The organism is Pseudomonas sp. Leaf48 (assembly GCF_001421885.1).
In the GTDB taxonomy this organism is placed as follows: domain Bacteria; phylum Pseudomonadota; class Gammaproteobacteria; order Pseudomonadales; family Pseudomonadaceae; genus Aquipseudomonas.
On record NZ_LMLH01000006.1, the window covers coordinates 111,915 to 133,638 of the forward strand.

Genomic DNA, 21,724 nt, shown 5'->3' on the forward strand with positions numbered 1-21,724 from the left:
CGGAGTCGGCGCGCCCTTGGAACGCTTGATATGCATCGCCGAGTGCCCGCAATCGTCACGACTGGCGCCATTTCTTAAAAGCACAGGATTTTAATCGTTCACTATTCAATCAGGAGCGTCCCGCATGAGCATTACTCGTTACGGCACCGGCAGTACCGCCGCTGGCGGTCAGCCTCGCCCTTTCGCGCGCGCCGTAGAAGCCGATGGCTGGCTGCACGTTTCCGGGCAGGTGCCGGCGGTGGATGGCGAGATCATTACCGGCGGCATTGTCGAGCAGACCCACCAGACCATGAAGAATCTGATCGCGATTCTGCAAGAAGCCGGTTATGGCCTGGAAGATGTGGTACGTGCTGGTGTGTGGCTAGAGGATCCGCGGGATTTCACCAGTTTCAACAAGGTCTTCGCCCAATACTTCAAACCCGAACACGCCCCGGCTCGGGCCTGCGTGCAGGCGAACATGATGGTCGACTGCAAGGTTGAGATCGACTGTATTGCGTACAAGAAAAAGGCTTGAGAGTTGTGGTGGTCTTAAGGGCTGGCTCTGACTGACACAACCACAACAGCCACTACCATCCCGGCGACGTTGAATGGGAACCCACTGAAATGACCGAAGACACCATCAAGCGCCGGGCTCGCGGTCTGGATCGGGCGTTCGATATCCTCGATTTCCTCAAGGAAGTCGGCCAGCCCCTGCGCCCGAACGAAATCGCCAGCGGCATCGGCAGCCCCAAATCCACCGTCTACGAGCTGGTTGCCTCGTTGCTCGAACGCCGGATCCTGGAGCCTGTCGGCAAAGACGGTCACGTCTACCTGGGGCGTCAACTGTACTTTCTCGGCCAGGCGCATTTGCGTCATTTCGACCTGACCCGCGAGGCCGATCACGCCTTGCAGGAGATCGTCAGCCAGACCCGCGAAACCGCGCAGATGTGCCTGCTCAACGGAAGAAAATACACCGTGGCGTTGATGAAAGAGGGCGAGCGGCATTTCCGCATCTCGTCGGACATCGGTGAAAACGCGCCCATCCCCTGGACCGCGTCCGGCCGGCTGTTGCTGGCGCATCTGAGCGACCAGGCAATCATCGACCTGATCGACCCTGACGACTTCATTCTGCCCGGCGGCGAACGCTTGCCGGTCGAGCAGTTCCTCGAGGAAATCCGTCAGGCCGGCAGCGATGGCTTCTTCTCCTTCGACAGCGTCGCGGACACCTTTACCCATTGCTTCGCCGCACCGGTCAAAGACCCCGGCGGCGTGGCCATCGCCACCCTGTGCATCGTCGCGCCAAGGGCCGACGCCAGGAAAAATTACGCCGACTACCGCCGGGTGCTGATCGACAGCGCCAACAGCCTGGCCCGGCGCATCAACGATTAACAGCGGCTGCCGGCAGCCGCGTGGATGAGGAGTTCAAACATGTCTTCTGCCCCAAACACTGCCAATGTGGAAAAAGGTGCGGCCAGCCACGGCGCCAGCCTGGTCCGTGATGTGAGCCTGCCAGCGCTGGTGCTGCATCGCCAGGCACTGGAGCACAACATTCGCTGGATGCAGGACTTCGTCAGCAACAGCGGCGCGCAGCTGGCGCCCCACGGCAAAACCAGCATGACTCCGGCATTGTTCCGTCGACAACTGGACGCTGGTGCCTGGGGTATCACCCTGGCCAGCGCCACGCAAACTCGCGCGGCCTACGCCCATGGCGTGCGCCGGGTATTGATGGCCAACCAACTGGTTGGTACGCCGAACATGGCACTGATCGCCGACCTGCTGGCCGACCCGGCCTTCGACTTCTATTGCATGGTCGATCACCCGGACAATGTCGCCGACCTTGGGGCGTATTTCGCTTCGCGCGGTGTGCGCCTGAACGTGATGATCGAATACGGCGTGGTCGGTGGGCGGTGCGGTTGCCGTAGCGAACAGGAAGTGCTCGACCTGGCCCAGGCCATTGCCGCGCAACCGGCGCTGGCTTTGACTGGCATCGAGGGTTACGAAGGGGTGATTCACGGTGACCACGCGGTGAGCGGTATCCGCGATTTCGCCGGCTCGCTGGTGCGCCTGGCGGTGCAGTTGCAGGACAGCGGCGCATTCGCAATCGCCAAGCCGATTATCACGGCCTCAGGTTCTGCCTGGTATGACCTGATTGCCGAAGAGTTCGAAGCGCAGAACGTCGCTGGGCGTTTCCTTAGTGTGCTGCGCCCTGGCAGTTATGTGGCCCACGACCATGGCATCTACAAGGAAGCACAGTGCTGCGTGCTCGACCGTCGCAGCGACCTGCACGAAGGCCTGCGACCGGCGCTGGAAGTCTGGGCGCATGTGCAGTCGCTGCCGGAACCGGGGTTCGCGGTGATTGCCCTGGGCAAACGCGACGTGGCCTATGACGCCGGTTTGCCGGTGCCGCTGCTGCGTTACAAGGCGGGCGTGGTGCCGGCCAGCGGGGACGATGTGAGCGCATGCAAGGTGACTGCGGTCATGGATCAGCATGCGTTCATGACCGTGGCACCGGGAGTGGATTTGCGAGTGGGCGATATCATTTCGTTCGGCACTTCCCATCCGTGCCTGACGTTTGACAAGTGGCGTGTTGGCTGCCTGGTGGATGAGCAGTTGAACGTCATCGAAACCATGGAAACCTGTTTCTAAGGGTTGAGACCGCGGCGCTGCTATCGCCGGCAAGCCGGCTCCTACAGCTTTGTGTCGACCGCAGAATCTGGCGGTCACCCCTACCTTGCAGGAGCCGGCTTGCCGGCGATGGCGTCCTGCCAGACACCACCGAAACACAGAGAGCCGCCATATGAACACCATCAGCACCCTGGGCCCCAACACTCCGCGCATCGCCCTGATTGGCGAATGCATGATCGAGTTGCAGCAACGTGCCGACGGCAGTCTGCAGCAGAGCTTCGGCGGCGACACCTTGAACACCGCGGTCTACCTGTCCCGCGAATTGGGGGCGGCCGGCAGTGTGGATTACGTCACCGCCCTGGGTGACGACAGTTTCAGCGATGCCATGAGCCAAAGCTGGGCTGCGGAAAACGTCGGTGTGGGCATGGTCCAGCGTCTGCCTGGGCGCTTGCCGGGGCTGTATTGCATCCAGACCGACGCCGCGGGTGAGCGGCGTTTTCTTTACTGGCGCAATGAAGCGGCCGTGCGTGATTGTTTCACCACCCCGGCCGCAGCGCCGATTCTCGCGGCGCTGCCCGATTACGATCTGTTGTATTTCAGCGGGATCACCCTGGCAGTGCTTGGCGCGCAGGGACGGGAGAAGTTGCTGCAAACCCTGATAGAAGCACGACAGCGCGATGCGCGGATTGTCTTCGACAACAATTACCGGCCACGCTTGTGGGCCTCGGCCGAAGAGGCGCGCGCGGCTTATCGCAGCGTATTGCCCTATGTCGACCTGGCGTTGTTGACCGTCGATGACGAGCAGGCACTGTTCGATTTTGCCGACTGCGATGCCGTGTTTGCCGCTTACCAACAGATCGGCACGCCTGAAGTGGTACTCAAGCGGGGCGCCGATGCGTGCCTGATTCGATGCGCCGGCGAGTCGTTCGAAGTGCCGGCGCAAAAGGTCGAGCGGGTGGTTGATACGACGGCGGCGGGGGATTCGTTCAGCGCGGCGTACCTGGCTTCAAGGCTCAAGGGCGCAAGCCCTGTGGAGGCGGCTGAGGCCGGGCATCGGTTGGCGAGTCGGGTGATTCAGGTGTCGGGGGCGTTGATTGCGAAATAGTGGTGGATGGCCGCTGGCTACGCCATCGGTTCGCGAGCAAGCCCGCTCCCACAGGGATGGGGGGTGGTGGCATATTTTGCCGACTCACAAAATCCAATGTGGGAGCGGGCTTGCTCGCGAAGGGGGCTTTCAAGCCAGCCCATCAATCCCGGTAAAACACCTGCACAAGGTGATAACCAAACTTGCTCTTGATCGGCCCATGCACCACTCGCAGCGGTTTCTTGAAGATCACCGCATCGATCACGCCGACCATCTGGCCGGGCCTGACCTCACCAAGGTCGCCACCACGTTTGCCGGACGGGCAGGTGGAGTATTTTTTCGCCAGCACATCAAAGGCTTCGCCTTTGGCGATGCGCTGCTTGAGTTGCTCGGCTTCTTCCGAGGTTTTCACCAGAATATGGCGGGCTTGAGCTTTCATGGGGCGGTTACCTTGCAACGGCGGTGACAACGGGGCGCGCGATTATGCCTCAAGTCAGCGGGCATGGCCGATCATCGTGCGAATCTTGTTGGCCAGCAGGTCGATGGTAAATGGTTTGGACACCATGTCCATGCCGTGCTCGAGGAAGCCCTGGCGTTCGGCGGCGATTTCCGCGTAGCCGGTCATGAACAGCACTTTCAATTCGGGACGATGCTGGCGGGCGATTTCCGCCAGTTGCCGGCCATTCATCCCCGGCAGGCCGACGTCGGTCACCAGCAGGTCCACCCGCAAGTCGGACTCGAGCATGGGCAGGGCGGCACTGGCGTCTTCGGCTTCGTAGGCGCGGTAACCGAGCTCGTTCAACAGATCGAGCACCAGCATGCGCACCGCTGAATCGTCTTCCACCAGCACTACGGTTTCCCCGGCAATGACTGGCGGTGCTTCGCCCACCAGCGGCTGCGGCTCCGCCACCTGTTCGGTGCCGTCCAGACGCGGCAGATACAGGCGCACACAGGTGCCCCGGTCTGGCAGGCTGGACAGGGTGACATGGCCGCCCGACTGCTGGGCGAAACCGTAGATCATCGACAACCCCAGGCCGGTGCCCTGGCCAATGGGTTTGGTGGTGAAAAAGGGATCGAATGCCTTGGACAATACCGATGGTGTCATGCCGATGCCGTTGTCGCTGACGGCAATCATCAGGTAGTCCCCGGCGTTGACCTGTTCCAGCGTGGTGATGTCGCTGCCATCGAGATACACGTTGGCCGTTTCGATCAACAGCTCGCCGCCGTCGGGCATGGCATCCCGTGCGTTGATCACCAGGTTGAGCAAGGCATTTTCCAGTTGACTGACATCGGTGTTGACCCGCCAGACGTTCTCGGTCAATTGCAGTTTGAGTTCGATGTGGTCGCCCTTGGTGCGGCTGAGCAAATCTTCCAGCGAATGGATCAGCTCATTGGCGTTGAGCGGCTTGCGATTGAGCGACTGGCGCCGGGAGAACGCCAGCAGGCGATGGGTGAGGGCGGCGGCGCGGTTGGCCGAGGACACGGCCGCCTCGGTGAAGCGGGTAATTTCGTCGACACGGCCTTCGGCAATGTAGCGCTGCATCAGGTCAAGGCTGCCGATGATGCCGGTGAGCATGTTGTTGAAGTCGTGGGCAATGCCGCCGGTGAGCTGGCCGACCGCTTCCATCTTCTGCGCATGGCGCAGCGCTTCTTCGGCGCGTTCGCGCTCGCACATCTCGTTTTGCAGGCGTTCGTTGGCTTGCGCCAGTTGCCGGGTGCGGGCAGCCACCCGTTCTTCCAGGGTTTCATTGAGGTTACGCAGAGCTTCCTCGGTCTGTTTGCGCTCGGTTTCGTCGATCACGAAGATGTAGAAACCGTTGACCGTGCCATCCGCCCCGTGGCGCGGCAGATAATTCATCAGGGCCTGGCGGATGCTGCCGTCGCGATGTGGGGTGCTAATGCTGAAGCTGCAGGGTCTGCCGGACAGTGCTTCGGCGACGTAGGACGCACGCAGCGCGTAGGCTTCTTTTCCGAGCACTTCAACAATGGTCCGGCCATAGAGTTCCTGAGGCGTCAGGCCGTACCAGTCGAGGTAAGCGGCATTGTTCAGGCGAAAGCGTTCCTCGCGGTCGACGTAGCTGATCAGGATTGGCATGGCGTTGATGATCAGCTGCAGCTCGGTCTGGCTCTGGCGCAGGGCCTGTTCGGTTTGTTTGCGCTCGGTAAGATCAAGGGCTGCACCGAGGAAGCGGATCGGGCGGTCATGGTGATCCTTGTAGCAACGGCCACGGGCAAACACCCAGCGCAGCTCCCCATCCGCTTGCAGCAGGCGATATTCTTCGGCGTACTCGCTGCCTTGGGTGATGCAGTGCCTGATGCTGCGGGTGATCAGGGCGCGGTCCTCGGGGTGCACGCCATTAAGGTATTCGCTGATTGGCAGATGATTGGCCTTGGCCGGATCGATGCCATGTAACTGGGCGAAATGCGCGTCAGCGATGAAGCGGTCCTCGCTGATGTCCCAATCCCAGGTACCGACCGCGTCAGTGGCGGCGAGGGCCAGTTGCAAGCGTTCTTCGGTTTCGCGCTGGGCCTTGAGGCTGGCGGCCGAACGTTGTTCGAGCTCCAGAGCGATGCGTCGGCGTTCGTTGGTTTGGATGGCCGTGACCAGAATTCCCGCGACCTCGGTATTTTCGTCACGAATGGGGCTGTAGGTAAGGTCCAGCCAGAGGTCGGATTCCTGGGCTTCGCCTTGAAGGGTGAAGCGCTGTTCGCTGTAGGTGCGCACCTGACCTTGCAGCACCGCGTGGTAAATCGGATCGGTGAAGTCCTTCAGCTCAGGCCAGATCTCGTGCGTCGGTTGCCCGAAAGCCTGCGGATGTTTACTGCCGGCCAGCAGGGCGAAACCGTCGTTGTAGATCTGCGTCAGCTGCGGGCCCCACAGCAACAGCATCGGCATCGGTGAGTGAATCACGATATCCACGGCGGTTCGCAGGCTCTGTGGCCAGTTGCTGGCAGCGCCCAGCGGACTGTTTTCCCAGTCCAGTCGGGCAATCAGGGCCTGGGCATCGCTGGCGGTCGGTGCTGCATTCATCGAGAAGTCCTGCGCATAAGTCGGCATGGCTGTGCCTATTCTTGCACAGCTGGGCGATGCTGGAGGATTCGGTGGGGTGAGCGGTTCACGTTGCAGGCACCCTGTGGGAGCGGGCTTGCTCGCGAAGGTGGAGTATCAGTTCTCAATGATGCCGACTGACACACCGCCTTCGCGAGCAAGCCCGCTCCCACAGGGGGGGCGCAACCTCAGGTTTTCAGTTCAGGACGGTCACGAAATTGCTCCAGGGCTTCGGGGTTGGCCAGTGCATCGGTGTTTTTCACTTTCTGCCCGTGCACGACGTTACGCACCGCCAGTTCAACCACCTTGCCGCTGATGGTCCGGGGAATGTCCGTGACCGCGACAATCTTAGCCGGCACGTGGCGCGGTGTGGTGTTGGCGCGGATCACCTGGCGAATCTGCTGCTGCAGCTCCTCGTCCAGTTCGACGCCATCGTGCAATCGCACGAACAGCACCACGCGCACGTCTTCCTGCCACTGCTGGCCGATGGCGACACTGTCGAGTACCTGCGGGACTTTCTCTACCTGACGATAGATTTCCGCGGTGCCGATGCGCACGCCGCCGGGATTGAGTACCGCGTCCGAGCGTCCGTGGATCATCATCGCGCCGTGGGGCAACTGCTCGGCATAATCGCCCTGGGCCCATACGCCGGGGAACTGGCTGAAATACGAGGCCAGCAGTTTCTTCCCGTCAGGATCATTCCACAGGCCGACGGGCATCGCCGGGAAGTGGCGGGTACAGACCAACTCGCCTTTTTCGCCAATCACCGGCTGACCCTCGTCATTCCAGACTTCCACCGCCATGCCCAGGCTCTTGCCCATGATTTCTCCACGACGCACCGGTAGCCAAGGGTTGCCGTTGACGAAGCAGGAAACGATATCGGTACCACCCGACATCGATGCCAGGCGCACGTCGGGTTTGAAGTCGCGGTAGACGTAGTCGTAGCTTTTCGGTGCCAGGGCAGAACCGGTGCAGAGCAGGGTTTTCAGGCTGTCCAGATCGTGGCTGGACCTGGGCCTGACACCGCTGCTTTCCAGGGTGGCGAGGTATTTGGGGCTGGTCCCGAAGACACTGATGCGCTCGTCGTCGATCAGCTCCAGCAAGCGCGAGTTATCGGGATGGAACGGCGAGCCATCGTACAGCACCACGGCGCTGCCCACGGCCAGGGCCGAGACCAGCCAGTTCCACATCATCCAGCCGCAGGTGGTGTAGTAGAACAGGCGATCGCCGGGGCCGAGATCGCAATGCAGGCCGTGCTCCTTGACGTGTTGCAGGAGCACGCCGCCGGTGCTGTGGATGATGCACTTGGGCACCCCGGTGGTGCCGCTGGAGTAGAGGATGTACAGCGGATGGGTGAATGGCACCGGGACAAAGTCCGGCTCGCCGCCGGGGTCGTAAAAGTCGTCCCACAGCGTCACGTTGGCCTGCGTGCGGAAATCTTCGATGTGCGCCTGCGCTCGCGCGTAGGGCACGACAACCAGCTGTTGCAATGATGGCAGGCGCTCGAGAATCTCGTTGATCTTGGCAGTCTGGTCGATCTCCTTGCCGGCGTAACGGTAACCGGCGCAGGTGACCAGCACGTTCGGTTCGATCTGGCCGAACCGGTCAACCACCCCCTGGGTGCCGAAGTCCGGTGAAGAACAGGACCAGATCGCCCCGAGGCTGGTGGTGGCGAGCATGGCCACCAGGGTTTGCCAGGTGTTGGGCATGCACGCGGCGACCCGGTCGCCAATACCGACACCGGCGGCCTTCAGACCATTCTGAAAGCCGGCCACATGTTCCGCGAGTTCAGCCCAGGTCAACTGTTCGCGCTGGCCGTTTTCACCGACAGCCACCACCGCCACTGCATCGTCGCGACGGCGCAGCAGGTGTTCGGCAAAGTTCAGGGTTGCGCCGGGGAACCACTGGGCGCTGGGCATCTGTGGGCCTTCGAGCAGCACCGCGTCGGGTTGATCGTGGAAGCGGATGTCGAAGAAGTCGACGATGGACAGCCAGAAATCTTCACGCTGGTCGATGGACCATTGGTGCAGGGCAGGGTAGTGATCGATTTTCAGAGCATGCCGCTGATTGATGAAGCGCCGAAAGGCCTCCATGCGAGTCTTGGTGATGCGCTTGGCGTCAGGTTGCCAGAGGATGTCGGACATGGTTTGCCTCTTCTTATCGCATACATGGGTGCTTTTGTGGCGAGGGGGCTTGCCCCCGCTGGGTGGCGAAGCCACCCCGGGCCCTGCGCCCCCATTTTCTGGGTATACCGCGAGCATAGAGTTTGCGACTGCTTCGCAGCCGAACGGGGCGGTGCGGCGGTCCGACAAGCCCCCTCGCCACAAGGAGCTTGCAGGCGCTTACTGCGCCAACCACCCGCCATCGACATTCCACGCCGCCCCACGCACCTGGCTGCCGGCCTCGCTGCACAGGAACAGCACCAGTTCACCCAGTTGCGGTGGCGTCACGAATTCCAGCGATGGCTGCTTTTCAGCGAGCAAATCATGCTGTGCCTGCTGCGGATCAATTCCGGTCGCAGCGCGGTCATCGATCTGTTTTTGCACCAATGGCGTGAGCACCCAGCCCGGGCAAATCGCGTTGCAGGTGACATTGCTGGTGGCGGTTTCCAGGCCCACCACTTTGGTCAAACCGATCACCCCGTGCTTGGCGGCCACGTACGCCGCCTTGCCCACCGAGCCGACCAGGCCATGCACGGATGCGATGTTGATCACCCGGCCCCAGCCCTTGGCGCGCATGCCCGGCAGGCTCAGGCGGGTGCTGTGGAACACCGACGACAGGTTGATGGCGATGATCGAATCCCAGCGCTCCTCCGGAAACTCCTCGACCGCTGCCACGTGCTGAATGCCCGCGTTGTTGACCAGAATATCCACGCCGCCAAACTCGCGCTCGGCATAGGCAATCATCTGGGCAATCTGTGCCGGGTCGCTGACGTCGGCCGGGTGATGGCCGACCTTGCCGCCGAACTGTTGCACCTGGGCGATGACCTCGCACGGGTCGCCGAAACCATTGAGGATCAGGTTGGCCCCGGCCTTGGCCAGGCTGAGCGCGATACCCAGGCCGATGCCGCTGGTGGAGCCGGTGACCAGTGCGGTCTTGCCCGATAAAGTCGTCATGAATACCTCACACAATGCCAGTGGCGTAGAAGGTGCCGATCACCACGAAAACCGCGAGTGTCTTGATCAGCGTAATACAGAAAATGTCTTTATAGGCCTCGCGGTGGGTCAGCCCGGTGACCGCCAGCAAGGTGATCACCGCGCCGTTGTGCGGCAGGGTGTCCATGCCGCCACTGGCCATCGCGGCGACCCGGTGCAGCACTTCCAGGGGAATGTTCGCGGCGTGGGCGGCGCTGATGAACTGCTCGGACATCGCCGCCAGCGCAATGCTCATGCCCCCCGACGCGGAGCCGGTGATACCGGCCAGCAGGGTCACGGTAATCGCTTCATTGACCAGCGGATCGGGAATGTTCTTGAGCCAGTCGGCTAGTACCAGGAAGCCCGGCAACGAAGCGATCACGGCACCGAAACCGTATTCCGACGCGGTGTTCATCGCTGCCAGCAGTGCGCCGCTGACCGCACTCTTGCTGCCCTCGGCGAGCTTGCTGCGAATGGCCTGGAAACCGAATGCCAGCACCATCAGGATGCCCACCAGCAGCGCGGCTTGTACCGCCCAGATCGCCGTGAGTTTGGCGATTTCGGTGGTGACCGGAGCGGCCATGCCCGGCAGCTGCAGGCTGTGGGTCTTGCCGTACCACTGTGGAATCCAGTGGGTGAACAACAGGTTCATGATGCCCACCGCCAGCAGCGGCGAGAGGGCGATCCATGGATTGGGCAGCTTGATGTCGGCAGCGGTTTCCGGCTCGTTGCGCAAATCAGTGCCGTAACCTTCGCCGGTGCGTTGCGCCTTGTTGCGCTGGCGCTGCAGAAACAGCATGCCGGCGCAGAACACGAAGATGGTGCCGATCACACCCAGCCAGGGCGCGGCCCAGGCGGTGGTGTTGAAGAAGGTGCTGGGGATGATGTTCTGGATCTGCGGAGTGCCGGGCAGGGCGTCCATGGTGAAGGAGAATGCGCCCAGGGCAATGGTCGCCGGAATCAGGCGTTTGGGAATATTGCTCTGGCGGAACATCTCAGCGGCGAAGGGATAAACCGCGAACACCACCACGAACAGCGAAACGCCGCCATAGGTCAGCAGCGCGCAGACCAGCACGATCACCAGCATCGCCTGGCGGGTGCCAAGCAGGCGGATCGCGGCAGCAACGATCGAGCGGGAGAAGCCCGACAGCTCGATCAGCTTGCCGAATACGGCACCGAGCAGGAATACGGGGAAATAGAGTTTGATGAAGCCGACCATTTTCTCCATGAACACGCCGGTGAAGACGGGGGCAACGGCGGAAGGGTCGGTGAGCAGGACAGCGCCGAGGGCGGCAATGGGGGCAAAAAGGATAACGCTGTAGCCACGGTAAGCAGCCAGCATCAGCAGCGCGAGGGCTGCCAAGGCAATGATCACACTCATGGTGTGTCTCCTGGGTTGTTATTTTTGTAGGGTGGATCTGTTGTAGGAGAGGCGTATAGCGAGATTTGTGCCATGTGCTTAAGTTGTTGAAATATAACGATATATTTTGTTTGTGGGACGGCGGGTGGCGAATTCGTCTCGTTCTGGAGAATTTGTTGCGCGGCTGGAATGATCGCTGGCAAGCCAGCTGCTACAAGTGAGCGGTGTTCCACGGTACGTTGGTGCGCCTACAACCCGTAGGAGCCGGCTTGCTGGCGATGCGCGCAAGCGCAAAAATAACGGTGTCTACAAAAAGAGATAGATATCTCACTATTGAGACTCGGCAATCCCCAAGGCCGCCATCTTCTTGTAAAGCGTCGACCGCCCAAGCCCCAGCCGGGCCGCCGCCTCAATCACCTTGCCGCCGCATTGTGCGAGGGTGGTCTCAATCAAATGCCGATCGAAACGCTCCCGCGCCGCGCTGAACGTTTCATGGGCCAGCGGCTCAAGGGTCAAGGGCGCCACACGCTCCACCGGGGTGAAGGTGCCAATGGCCGCACGGATATCCGCAGTTGTCAGGCGCAAGTCATCGCTAAGCAGGGCGGCTCGCTCCAGTACGTTGCGCAGTTCGCGAATGTTCCCCGGCCAGGCGTGCTGGGCCAGTAGCTCCAGCGCTTCGTGATGCAATTCATGCTGGCTGCGCAGTTCCTCAAGGATCGCTTCACTGAGCGCCGGCACGTCGTCGAGGCGGTCGCGCAGGGGCGGGACCTGAATCGGCAACACATTGAGGCGGTAATACAGATCGGCGCGAAACTCGCCGCGCTTGATGGCCGCTTCGAGGTCCGTGGACGTCGCGGCGATCACTCGCACATCGCTTTGAATCATTTCGTTGGAGCCGACCGGTTCGAACTCTTTTTCCTGCAGCACCCGCAGCAGTTTGCTTTGCAGGGGCAGCGGCATGTCGCCGATTTCATCAAGGAACAAAGTGCCGCCCTGGGCGATCTGCAACTTGCCGGCGCGGCCCTTGCGATCGGCTCCGGTAAAGGCGCCAGGGGCCGTGCCGAAGAACTCGGCCTCCAGCAACGACTCGGGAATCGCCGCACTGTTGATGCTGACGAAGGCCTTGTGCGCTCGCGGCGAGGCATTGTGGATGGCCTGGGCCAGCAACTCCTTGCCCGTGCCGGTTTCGCCCAGCAGCAACACCGGCGATTCGGTGCTGGCACTGCGTCGGGCACGGCGCTTGACTTCGAGGCTGGCTGCGCTGGTGCCGATGAAGTGGGCGAAGTTGTACTTGGTCTGCCGCGCGCGTAACAGCGAGCGGGTGGAGGCCAGTTCTTCCTGCATGCTCATGTAGCGCTTGAGCATGGGTGAAAGGCTGCGCAATTCATCGAACAGGGCAAAGCCGATGGCGCCGATCACCACGCCGGTGTCGTCGTGAATTGGCAGGCGCATGACCACCAGCGGTTCTTTTGAGGTGTCCTGCATGTCGAGCAATATCGGCCGACCAGTGCGCACCACTTCGCGCAACAGACTGCCGGGAATAACGCTTTCGCAGGGTTTACCGATGGCAATTTCCGCCGATTCCAGGCCGAAACGGCGGGCATAGCGCTCGTTCATCCAGACGATGTTGGCGTCGCGGTCGACAATCACCGTGCCTTCGCTGGATTGCTCGATGATCTCGAACAGCGAGCGGATCGCCAGCAGGCGCACGCGCTGGTAGTCCTTGAGGTTTTCGGTGGTGTTCATCTGTAGCGTCCATTTTTGGGATCAAGATCAAAAGATCGCAGCCTGCGGCAGCTCACAGGGAATGCGGTCCCCTGTGGGAGTGAGCCTGCTCGCGATTGTCGCGACGCGGTCTGAAGCCTGGCACTGAATCATGCATGCCCCAAAAGCGCCGCCGCCAACAGCTCCTTGGTATACGGATGCTGCGGCGAATCGAACACGTCATGGCTGGCGCCGCTTTCCACCACTTTGCCATCCTTGATCACGATCATGTCGTGAGCCAGGGCGCGCACCACCGCAAGGTCATGGCTGATGAACAGGTAGGTCAATCCGTATTTTTCCTGAAGCTGGCGGAGCAGGGCGACCACCTGTTTTTGCACGGTGCGGTCCAGCGCCGAGGTCGGCTCATCGAGCAGGATCAATTCGGGCTTGAGCACCAGTGCCCGGGCAATGGCGATGCGTTGGCGTTGGCCGCCGGAAAATTCGTGAGGGTAGCGATGACGGCTCTGCGGGTCGAGGCCGACCTCCGTCAGTGCCCGTTTAACTTCAGCATTACATTGCTCGGCGCTCAGCTGACGATGCACTTGCAGGCCTTCGCTGATGATCTGCGCCACGGACATTCTGGGGCTGAGGCTGCCGAAAGGGTCCTGAAACACCACCTGCATCTTCTTGCGCCACGGCCTCAGCTGCTTTTGCGTCAAGCCGTCCAGCGCCTCGCCCTGGAAGCGAATGCTGCCTTCGGAATCGAGCAGACGCAGGATCGCCTGACCCAGAGTGGACTTGCCCGAACCGGATTCGCCGACAATGCCCAGGGTTTTGCCGCGCTGGATGTTCAGGCTGATGCCGTCCACGGCTTTGAGGTACGTCTTGCGCTGGAACAGGCCGCCACTGACGGCGAACTGCACCTGCAAATTATCCACCTCCAGTACGTTTTCGCGCTGGTCTCGGGGCAGGGCTTCACCTTCCGGTTCGGCGTTCAACAGCTCGCAGCTGTAAGGGTGTTTCGGCTCGTTGAAGAGCGTTTCACAAGGCGCCTGCTCGACAATTTCCCCGGCCTTCATCACGCACACCCGCTGGGCGATGCTGCGCACCAGGTTGAGGTCGTGGCTGATCAGCAGCAGCGACATGCCCAGCCGATGTTGCAGGGATTTGAGCAGCAACAGGATCTTGCGCTGCACCGTCACATCCAGTGCGGTGGTCGGCTCGTCGGCGATCAGCAACTCCGGCTCGCAAGCCAGGGCCATGGCAATCATCACCCGCTGACGCTGGCCCCCGGACAATTGATGCGGATAGGCCTTGAGTCGTTCCTCGGCTTTCTGAATGCCCACCAGATGCAGCAGTTCAAGAATCCGTGCCCGCGCCGCTTTACCGGCCAGGCCTTTATGCACCAGCAACGTCTCGCCAATCTGCTTTTCGATGCTGTGCAGCGGATTGAGCGAGGTCATCGGCTCCTGGAAAATCATCGCAATGCGATTGCCGCGCAACTGACGCAGTTTTTTGCCCTCGGCCCCCACCAGCTCCTGGCCGCGATAACGGATGCTGCCGGTCGTCTCGGTGCCGCATTCGGGGAGCAATTGCAGGATCGAGTGGGCGGTGACCGACTTGCCCGAGCCCGACTCGCCGACCAGCGCCAGGCATTCGCCGGGGCGGATATCCAGGTTCAGGTTGCGCACCACGGTCTGGCCGCTGAAGGCGACGCTGAGGTCACGGATTTCGATCAGGTTAAGCATATCAATGTCCGTTGCATGGCCATGTCTTCAGGAGCGAGGGTCGAACGCATCGCGCAACGCCTCGCCGATAAACACCAGTAGGGAAAGAATCAGCGCCAGGGTGAAGAATGCGGTTAGCCCCAGCCAGGGGGCTTGCAGGTTCTGCTTGCCCTGGCCGATCAGTTCGCCCAGCGAAGCGCTGCCGGCGGGCATGCCGAAGCCGAGAAAGTCCAGCGCCGTCAGGGTCGAGATGGCCCCGGTCAGAATGAACGGCAGGTAACTCAAGGTCGCATTCATGGCATTGGGCAGAATGTGCCGCACGATGACTTTGCGGTCGGTCAGGCCCAATGCGCGAGCGGCTTTGACGTATTCCAGGTTGCGCCCGCGCAGGAACTCGGCGCGCACCACGTCCACCAGCGCCAACCATGAAAACAGCGCCATGATCCCCAGCAGCCACCAGAAATTCGGTTCGACGAATCCCGAGAGGATGATCAGCAGGTACAGCACCGGCAAACCGGACCAGACCTCGAGCAGGCGCTGGCCGAGCAGATCGACCCAGCCACCGTAGTATCCTTGCAGGGCGCCGGCGGCGATGCCGATCAGGGCACTGACAAGGGTCAGCATCAAGGCAAACAGGATCGACACCCGGGCGCCGAAAATCACCCGGGCCAATACATCGCGGGCCTGGTCGTCGGTGCCCAGCCAATTCACGCTGGAGGGCGGGCTGGGTGCCGGTTTGTTCAGGTCATAGTTCGGCGTGTCGTCGCTGAACGGGATCGGCGGAAACAGCAGCCAGCCGCCGTCTTTCTTGATCAGCTGCTGTACGTAGTCGCTGCGGTAATCGGCCTGGAACGGCAACTGCCCGCCGAACTCCTGTTCGGTATAGCGCTTGAGGGCAGGGAAGTACCACTGGCCCTGATAACTGACCATCAGCGGTTTGTCGTTGGCGATCAGTTCGCCGCCCAGGGTCAGCATGAACAGACCGATAAACAACCACAGCGACCACCAGCCACGACGGTTTTTCTTGAAGCGCTCGAAGCGGCGACGGGCCAGCGGAGAAAGCTTGAGCATCAGGCATTCCTCGCGGCGAAGTCGATGCGCGGGTCGACGAGGGTGTAGCAAAGATCGCCGACCAGTTTTATCAGCAGGCCGAACAGGGTGAAGATGAACAGTGAACCGAACACCACCGGATAGTCCCGCGACACCGCGGCTTCGTAACTCATGCGCCCCAGACCATCGAGGGAGAAGATCACTTCGATCAGCAGCGAGCCGGCAAAGAACACGCTGATAAAGGCCTGGGGGATGCCCGATACCACCAGCAGCATGGCGTTGCGGAACACGTGGCCGTACAGCACCCGCCGCTCGCTCAAGCCCTTGGCGCGGGCGGTGACCACGTATTGACGGGTGATTTCATTGAGGAACGAGTTTTTCGTCAGGATGGTGAGTGTGGCGAAACCGCCGATCACCAGCGCCGTCACCGGCAGGACCAGGTGCCAGAAGTAATCGGCGACCTTGCCCAGGGTCGACAGCGAATCGAAGTTGTCCGAGACCAGCCCGCGAACCGGGAACCAGTTCAACGAGGTGCCGCCGGCAAATACCACGATCAGGAACATGGCGAACAGGAATGCCGGCATGGCGTAGCCGATGATGATCGCGGTGCTGCTCCAGATATCGAAATGGCTGCCATGGTGCACAGCCTTGCGGATGCCCAGGGGAATCGACACCAGGTAGGTGATCAGCGTCGCCCATAACCCGAGGGAAATGGTGACCGGCATTTTTTCCAGGATCAGGTCAGTGACCGTGGCGCCCCGGAAGAAGCTTTTGCCGAAGTCCAGGCGTGCGTAACTGGTGAGCATCAGCCACAGGCGCTCGTGGGCCGGTTTGTCGAAACCGTACTGTTTTTCGATGTCTTTGATCAGCTTTGGATCCAGGCCGCGACTGGCCCGGGAAGTGCCGCTCATGGCTTCACTGGAACCGCCGCCGACCGCGGCACCGCCTATGCCTTGCAGGTGGGCGATGGCCTGTTCCACCGGCCCGCCCGGCGCGGCCTGGACGATGACGAAGTTGACCAGCAGGATGATCACCAGCGTCGGGATGATCAACAGCAGGCGCCGCAATATGTAAGCCCACATCAGTGCGGCCCTCCGGGTCTGCCTCGGCGGATGCGCTCGGCGGTCATTTGCTGGTTGGTCAGTGGTGTGCGGCTCATTTCCCACCAGCTTTCGATGGCTTCGTCATTGCTCGCCTGCACGTCCGGGATGCCGAAGCGGTTCCACCATACTGTGGAGGTGCCCGGTGGGTAATAGTTGGGAATCCAGTAGTAGTTCCATTGCAGCACCCGGTCCAGCGCGTGGGCATAGCGCAGCATTTCAGGCTGGGTATCGGCCCGCACCAGGCCTTTGATCAGGCTGTCCACCGCAGGGTTGCTCAACACCATGTAGTTGTTGGAGCCCGGATCGGTCGCCGCCACCGAGCCGAAATAGTTGAACAACTCGCCCCCCGCAGAGGTGGTGACCGGGTAGCCGGTGACGATCATGTCGTAGTCGCGGCTCATCAGGCGGTTGACGTACTGGGACGAATCGATGCGGCGGATGTTCAGGTCGATGCCGATCTGTTTCAAGGTGCGCTTATAAGGCAGCAGCAAACGGTCCAGACCGTTCTGGCTGACCAGGAAGGTAAAGCTCAGTGGCTCACCGTTGGCGTTGACCAGATGATCACCGTCCGGTTTCCAGCCGGCCTGTTCGAGCAAGTCCAGAGCTTGCAATTGCTTGTCGCGAATCAGGCCGCTGCCATCGGTTTTCGGTGCCTCGAACACCTGGGTGAAAACTTCGTCGGGAATCTGCCCGCGCAAGGGTTCGAGAATCGCCAGCTCGCCGGCATCCGGCAATTGTCGGGCGGCAAGGTCCGTGTTGGAAAAGAAGCTCTGCTGGCGGATGTACAGGTTGCGCATCATCTGCCGGTTGCTCCATTCGAAATCCCAGAGCATCACCAGCGCCTGACGCACCCGGCGATCCTGGAACATCGGTTTTTGCAGATTGAACACAAAACCCTGGGACGGCTGCGGCGCCTGGGTCGCCAGATGGGCCTTTTGCAGGCGGCCGTCGCTCAGGGCCGGGCTTTCGTAGCCGATGGAGTATCCGGTGGCGGAAAACTCGCGGTTGTAGTCGTAGGCACCACCGCGCAGTACCTGGCGTGCCACGTCGGTATCGCCGAAGTACTCGATGCTGAACAGGTCGAAGTTGTACAGTCCGCGACTGACCGGCAAGTCCTTGCCCCACCAGTCGGGGTTGCGTTCGAAGGTGATGCTGCGCCCGGAGTCGACCTTGCTCACTTTATATGGACCGCTGCCCAGGGGGGGCTCGTAACCGCCGCCATCGGCGAAGTCGCGGGTGCTCCACCAGTGCTGGGGAAGCACCGGCAAGGTCGCGATGTCCAGCGCCAGGGTGCGGTTTTGATTGTTTTTGAAATCGAAGCGAACGGTCAGCGGCGCTTCCACTTCGACGCTTTTGACGTCGGCGAACTGGGTGCGATAACGCAGGCTGCCCTGGGTCATCAGCAAGTCGAAGGTATAGTGCACGTCTTGGGCAGTGATCGGTTTGCCATCGGCAAAACGCGCGTTGGGGTTGAGCTGGAAACGCAAGGACAGGCCGTCCTCGGAACGCTCCATTGTCTGCGCCACCAGGCCGTACACGGTATAAGGTTCATCGAGCGAGCGCTGGGCCAGAGGGGAGTAGAGCAGGCCGTCGATCTGTGCGACGCCGATACCCTTGTCGATGTAGGGCAATATATGGTCGAAGTGCCCGATTTCGATCGCCGAACGACGCATGGCACCACCCTTGGGGGCCTGGGCATTGGTGTAGTCGAAATGACTGAAACCGGCAGGGTATTTGGCCGGTTCGCCGTACACGGTCATTGCATGTTGTGGTGCGGCATTCACACCAGCGGCACTCAATAGCAGGGCCACGGCAGTGAACAACAGGGTCGGGAAAGCCAGTCGCATTGTCAGTCTTAGAGCCGGGTGGTCGTTAACGACAATTTGTACGCTAGCGGCGCGTCCCTCGCCAGCCTATTACGTGTGCGAAACACAACGGCCCGCCAAAAGGCGGGCCGTTGCATGCAAATTGCGCGAATCGATCAGTCCTGACGGCTGGTCACTTCCAGCAGGTGATAGCCGAACTGGGTCTTGACCGGGCCTTGCACGACATTGAGCGGCGCGCTGAAGACTACGGTGTCGAATTCCTTGACCATCTGGCCAGGACCGAACGAACCCAGGTCACCACCCTGACGGCTGGATGGGCAAGTGGAGTTTGCCTTGGCAACTTCGCCGAAATCGGCACCGCCCTCGATTTGGGCCTTGAGTTCGTTGCACTTGGCTTCGCTGGCAACAAGGATGTGACGGGCAGAGGCTTTAGCCATGGAAAAATACTCCTTTCAATGTTCGGTAAAGTGCTGAGCCTACCGGATTCAGTGATGTATTTCTCCTCAAAGTTCCCTGGTGCGCGGGATTCGCGGCGGGACACTTCTTATAACCCGGCATTGATCAGGCGTTCGGCGTGGCGTACATAGAGTTCAACCGGGTCAATGCCAGAACGAAGCCGGCCGGCTGGCTGGGCGATGCTGTCCAGGTGATCCAGCGCATAGTCGGAGCGGATGACGGTGCCCAGGTGGGAGCTGTAACGCCCGACCATGCCGTCGTTCTGGTCGGCCTCGGTGGTGAAGAAGCGGGAAAAGGACCGGCATATGGCGTGGAACGGGTTGAGCGCGTTGAGCCCTTCGTCGAGGATGCGTTCCTGCAGGACACCGCTCCATGAGTAATAACGAACACCATTGACCAATTCCTGGCCCATGCCGCCCCAGTTTTGCGGTAGCCCCTGAGGGTACTTGTCGTTGAAAGCCCCCACACCCTCGGTGGTCAGGGCGTTCAGGGCGGCGATAGCGCTCTGCGGCATGTAATGATCGTCGCTGAGCGCCGCGAGCAAATCGGCGAACAGCGTCACGGCTTTGTCGGCGACCTTTTCCGGCAGACGTCCTGGCGTGAGCGCCTTGCGCAGGAAATCGGCCAGCTCCGAGCCATGGTTTGGCCCACTGACCGAAGTCACCGAGGCAATCGCGGCCGGATCCATCGCTGCGGCATAACGCGCGGCCAGTGCACCCTGGCTATGGCCGATCAGGTTGACTTTGCTGGAGCCCGTTCCTTGCAACACCCGTTCGATCTGCCCCAGCAACTGATCACCGCGTATCTCGTTGCTATGGGTGGCCGACAAGTGCGGGACGAATACTCTCGCCCCCGCATTTCTCAGGGCTTGCCTGATGTCATGAAAGAGCTCGAATTTGCCGATCCGATCGAAGCCCAATAATCCATGAACCAGCAGTATCGGGTAGCAGGTGTTTGCATTCCTTTGCATATTCGTACCTTTGCGCAGACGTTCTGGTGAGTGAAATTGCGCCTCACTCTAAAACACTGGGCGGTGGCGGGATGTATGAAAGGTCCGCCCCGGTCTGAAGAAAACGGCATAGGGGCAGTACGAAAGCCCGGATTGTGTCGCGTTCTTCGTCGCAGTGTTTCGGCACCTTTCACAGTGGTTAAGCCCTGTCTGCCCGCAGCCTTTGTGCAGCCTGACGCAACAGTTGTTCCGTGTCGGTCCAGCCCAGGCAGCCATCCGTCACCGAGACGCCGTACTGCAACGTCGAGCCCAGCGCTTGGCAACCCTCGAACAAGTGGCTTTCGATCATCACACCCATCAGCGAGCGATCGCCTTGCAGGCGTTGTTCGAGTACATCGTTGAACACTGCCGGTTGACGCAGCGGGTCCTTGCCGCTGTTGGCGTGGCTGCAATCGACCATGATCCGCGCCGGGATCTTCAGTCGGGTCAGGTCACTCTTCACCTGGGCGACGCTGTTGCGGTCGTAGTTGGCTCCGCGATGACCGCCGCGCAGTACCAGGTGCGTATCCGAATTGCCAGGGGTATGAATAATTGCCGGGTGGCCCTGGCTGTCGACACCGAAATGACGATGGGGGTGGGCCGCGGAGCGCATGGCGTCGCTGGCCACACCGACGCCGCCATCGGTTCCGTTCTTGAACCCTACCGGCATGTCCAGGCCGCTGGCCATTTCCCGATGGATCTGCGACTCGGTGGTGCGGGCACCAATGGCCACCCAGCTCAACAGGTCGTCGAAGTAGCCGGCCGCCATCGGTTGCAGCAGTTCAGTCGCAACGGGCAGGCCGAGGCGGAGCATTTCGCGTATCAGTTCGCGCGACAGCGTGAGGCCTGCGGCCATGTCGTCGCTGCCGTCCAGGTGCGGATCGTAGGCCAGGCCTTTCCAGCCGACAGTGGTACGGGGTTTCTCGACGTAGGCGCGCATCACCAGCAGCATTTCGTCGCTGACCTCGGCGGCCAGGCGGGCGAGGTTACCGGCGTATTCCAGGGCTGACTGCGGATCGTGGATCGAGCAAGGGCCGACGATGACCAGAAGGCGAGAGTCTTCGCCGTTGAGGATCGCGCGAACCGCCTGGCGGTGGGCGCTGACTTGCTGGGTCAAGGCGTTGCAGAGGGGCAATTGCTGTTTGAGCTGCAACGAGCTTGGCAGACGCAGGGTCAGCGCTTCATTGGCAGGGCTCAGGGTGGACAGCGGCAGTGCGCAGGCGGACGAGTTCATATTCAAGGCTTCCTGGGCTGGCGGCGGGTTGATGCCCGCGCGCTCGGCCCTACTGGGGTGTTCGACAATTGGCCGGATTGGCTGCGTGTGTGTGCTTGCCACCTGTGGGTGACCGATCGGAGGCGGCAGGCTGTCCCGAGCGGAGGCTGCTAAATCGCCAGGCGGTAAAACTGTCGTAACGGTAATAAGTGGCGTAGTTCATTTTTGAATCCTCAAGTTGTCTGGTGTGTCGCTAAAAATGTGCGGGGCTGAAAAAACAAAACCCCCGGTCGGGAAGCCGACCGGGGGTTGAGAATTCTCTGGTGGCGACCCGTTTAAAGTGGGCGCCGTGTGGGTATCAGGCGCGCCAGTGGCTAAACCAATACCCAAAATAAAAGCTGACCGGAGCACAAGCGTCATTCACCC

17 protein-coding genes are annotated in these 21,724 nt (G+C 61.2%); 4 read left to right on the forward strand and 13 right to left on the reverse strand.

Annotated elements, in window-relative coordinates:
* The first annotated feature begins 124 nt into the window (after positions 1-124).
* From ASE98_RS06820 to ASE98_RS06835, 4 genes are all read left to right on the forward strand, one after another.
* The gene (locus ASE98_RS06820) at positions 125-514 is read left to right on the forward strand and encodes a RidA family protein (protein ID WP_060540623.1); all 390 of its coding nucleotides are present in this window, start codon (positions 125-127) and stop codon (positions 512-514) included.
* An 89-nt stretch (positions 515-603) separates the two neighbouring features.
* Positions 604-1,368 (forward strand): IclR family transcriptional regulator, encoded by a 765-nt coding sequence (locus tag ASE98_RS06825; RefSeq protein WP_060540624.1) that lies wholly within the window; start codon positions 604-606, stop codon positions 1,366-1,368.
* Positions 1,369-1,407: 39 nt separating this feature from the next.
* Entirely contained in the window at positions 1,408-2,625 is a 1,218-nt protein-coding gene (locus ASE98_RS06830; protein ID WP_060540625.1) for an amino acid deaminase, read from the forward strand.
* A 151-nt stretch (positions 2,626-2,776) separates the two neighbouring features.
* Entirely contained in the window at positions 2,777-3,709 is a 933-nt protein-coding gene (locus ASE98_RS06835; protein WP_060540626.1) for a sugar kinase, read from the forward strand.
* A 142-nt stretch (positions 3,710-3,851) separates the two neighbouring features.
* Here ASE98_RS06835 and ASE98_RS06840 read toward each other — a convergent pair whose 3' ends face one another.
* From ASE98_RS06840 to ASE98_RS06900, 13 genes are all read right to left on the reverse strand, one after another.
* Entirely contained in the window at positions 3,852-4,127 is a 276-nt protein-coding gene (locus ASE98_RS06840) for a peptidylprolyl isomerase (RefSeq protein ID WP_007898282.1), read from the reverse strand.
* Between the two features lie 54 nt (positions 4,128-4,181).
* The gene (locus ASE98_RS06845; protein ID WP_060540673.1) at positions 4,182-6,719 is read right to left on the reverse strand and encodes a PAS domain-containing hybrid sensor histidine kinase/response regulator; all 2,538 of its coding nucleotides are present in this window, start codon (positions 6,717-6,719) and stop codon (positions 4,182-4,184) included.
* 206 nt (positions 6,720-6,925) lie between these two features.
* Positions 6,926-8,881, reverse strand: a complete 1,956-nt coding sequence (locus ASE98_RS06850; RefSeq protein ID WP_060540627.1) for an acetoacetate--CoA ligase — start codon at positions 8,879-8,881, stop codon at positions 6,926-6,928.
* 198 nt (positions 8,882-9,079) lie between these two features.
* The gene (gene hbdH, locus ASE98_RS06855) at positions 9,080-9,853 is read right to left on the reverse strand and encodes a 3-hydroxybutyrate dehydrogenase (protein ID WP_060540628.1); all 774 of its coding nucleotides are present in this window, start codon (positions 9,851-9,853) and stop codon (positions 9,080-9,082) included.
* Positions 9,854-9,860: 7 nt separating this feature from the next.
* Positions 9,861-11,252 carry a GntP family permease gene (locus tag ASE98_RS06860; RefSeq protein WP_060540629.1) on the reverse strand — a complete coding sequence of 464 codons (1,392 nt, stop codon included), beginning with the start codon at positions 11,250-11,252 and terminating at the stop codon, positions 9,861-9,863.
* A 309-nt stretch (positions 11,253-11,561) separates the two neighbouring features.
* Positions 11,562-12,977 carry a sigma-54 interaction domain-containing protein gene (locus tag ASE98_RS06865; protein ID WP_060540630.1) on the reverse strand — a complete coding sequence of 472 codons (1,416 nt, stop codon included), beginning with the start codon at positions 12,975-12,977 and terminating at the stop codon, positions 11,562-11,564.
* A gap of 128 nt (positions 12,978-13,105) precedes the next feature.
* A complete protein-coding gene (locus tag ASE98_RS06870; protein ID WP_060540631.1) occupies positions 13,106-14,683 on the reverse strand; it encodes an ABC transporter ATP-binding protein in 1,578 nt (525 codons plus the stop codon).
* A gap of 27 nt (positions 14,684-14,710) precedes the next feature.
* Positions 14,711-15,733, reverse strand: coding sequence for an ABC transporter permease (locus tag ASE98_RS06875; protein WP_060540632.1), 1,023 nt, complete (start codon positions 15,731-15,733; stop codon positions 14,711-14,713).
* Entirely contained in the window at positions 15,733-16,794 is a 1,062-nt protein-coding gene (locus ASE98_RS06880) for a microcin C ABC transporter permease YejB (protein ID WP_060540633.1), read from the reverse strand. Before ASE98_RS06880 ends, ASE98_RS06875 begins: the two co-directional genes overlap by 1 nt.
* Complete coding sequence (locus ASE98_RS06885; protein WP_060540634.1) at positions 16,794-18,662, reverse strand: extracellular solute-binding protein; 1,869 nt, start codon at positions 18,660-18,662, stop codon at positions 16,794-16,796. The genes ASE98_RS06880 and ASE98_RS06885 overlap by 1 nt, the downstream gene beginning before the upstream one ends.
* Positions 18,663-18,796: 134 nt before the next feature.
* A complete protein-coding gene (locus ASE98_RS06890) occupies positions 18,797-19,078 on the reverse strand; it encodes a peptidylprolyl isomerase (protein WP_060540635.1) in 282 nt (93 codons plus the stop codon).
* Positions 19,079-19,185: 107 nt separating this feature from the next.
* On the reverse strand, positions 19,186-20,067 hold the full coding sequence (locus tag ASE98_RS06895; protein WP_060540636.1) for a lipase family alpha/beta hydrolase: 882 nt from the start codon (positions 20,065-20,067) through the stop codon (positions 19,186-19,188).
* A gap of 178 nt (positions 20,068-20,245) precedes the next feature.
* Complete coding sequence (locus tag ASE98_RS06900; protein ID WP_060540637.1) at positions 20,246-21,319, reverse strand: 3-deoxy-7-phosphoheptulonate synthase; 1,074 nt, start codon at positions 21,317-21,319, stop codon at positions 20,246-20,248.
* Between the last annotated feature and the right edge of the window lie 405 nt (positions 21,320-21,724).

Coding starts and splice junctions, on each gene's coding strand:
- ASE98_RS06820 (WP_060540623.1), top strand. CDS start 125: ATGAGCATTACTCGTTACGGCACCGGCAGTACCGCCGCTGGCGGTCAG.
- ASE98_RS06825 (WP_060540624.1), top strand. CDS start 604: ATGACCGAAGACACCATCAAGCGCCGGGCTCGCGGTCTGGATCGGGCG.
- ASE98_RS06830 (WP_060540625.1), top strand. CDS start 1,408: ATGTCTTCTGCCCCAAACACTGCCAATGTGGAAAAAGGTGCGGCCAGC.
- ASE98_RS06835 (WP_060540626.1), top strand. CDS start 2,777: ATGAACACCATCAGCACCCTGGGCCCCAACACTCCGCGCATCGCCCTG.
- ASE98_RS06840 (WP_007898282.1), bottom strand. CDS start 4,127: ATGAAAGCTCAAGCCCGCCATATTCTGGTGAAAACCTCGGAAGAAGCC.
- ASE98_RS06845 (WP_060540673.1), bottom strand. CDS start 6,719: ATGAATGCAGCACCGACCGCCAGCGATGCCCAGGCCCTGATTGCCCGA.
- ASE98_RS06850 (WP_060540627.1), bottom strand. CDS start 8,881: ATGTCCGACATCCTCTGGCAACCTGACGCCAAGCGCATCACCAAGACT.
- hbdH (WP_060540628.1), bottom strand. CDS start 9,853: ATGACGACTTTATCGGGCAAGACCGCACTGGTCACCGGCTCCACCAGC.
- ASE98_RS06860 (WP_060540629.1), bottom strand. CDS start 11,252: ATGAGTGTGATCATTGCCTTGGCAGCCCTCGCGCTGCTGATGCTGGCT.
- ASE98_RS06865 (WP_060540630.1), bottom strand. CDS start 12,977: ATGAACACCACCGAAAACCTCAAGGACTACCAGCGCGTGCGCCTGCTG.
- ASE98_RS06870 (WP_060540631.1), bottom strand. CDS start 14,683: ATGCTTAACCTGATCGAAATCCGTGACCTCAGCGTCGCCTTCAGCGGC.
- ASE98_RS06875 (WP_060540632.1), bottom strand. CDS start 15,733: ATGCTCAAGCTTTCTCCGCTGGCCCGTCGCCGCTTCGAGCGCTTCAAG.
- ASE98_RS06880 (WP_060540633.1), bottom strand. CDS start 16,794: ATGTGGGCTTACATATTGCGGCGCCTGCTGTTGATCATCCCGACGCTG.
- ASE98_RS06885 (WP_060540634.1), bottom strand. CDS start 18,662: ATGCGACTGGCTTTCCCGACCCTGTTGTTCACTGCCGTGGCCCTGCTA.
- ASE98_RS06890 (WP_060540635.1), bottom strand. CDS start 19,078: ATGGCTAAAGCCTCTGCCCGTCACATCCTTGTTGCCAGCGAAGCCAAG.
- ASE98_RS06895 (WP_060540636.1), bottom strand. CDS start 20,067: ATGCAAAGGAATGCAAACACCTGCTACCCGATACTGCTGGTTCATGGA.
- ASE98_RS06900 (WP_060540637.1), bottom strand. CDS start 21,319: ATGAACTCGTCCGCCTGCGCACTGCCGCTGTCCACCCTGAGCCCTGCC.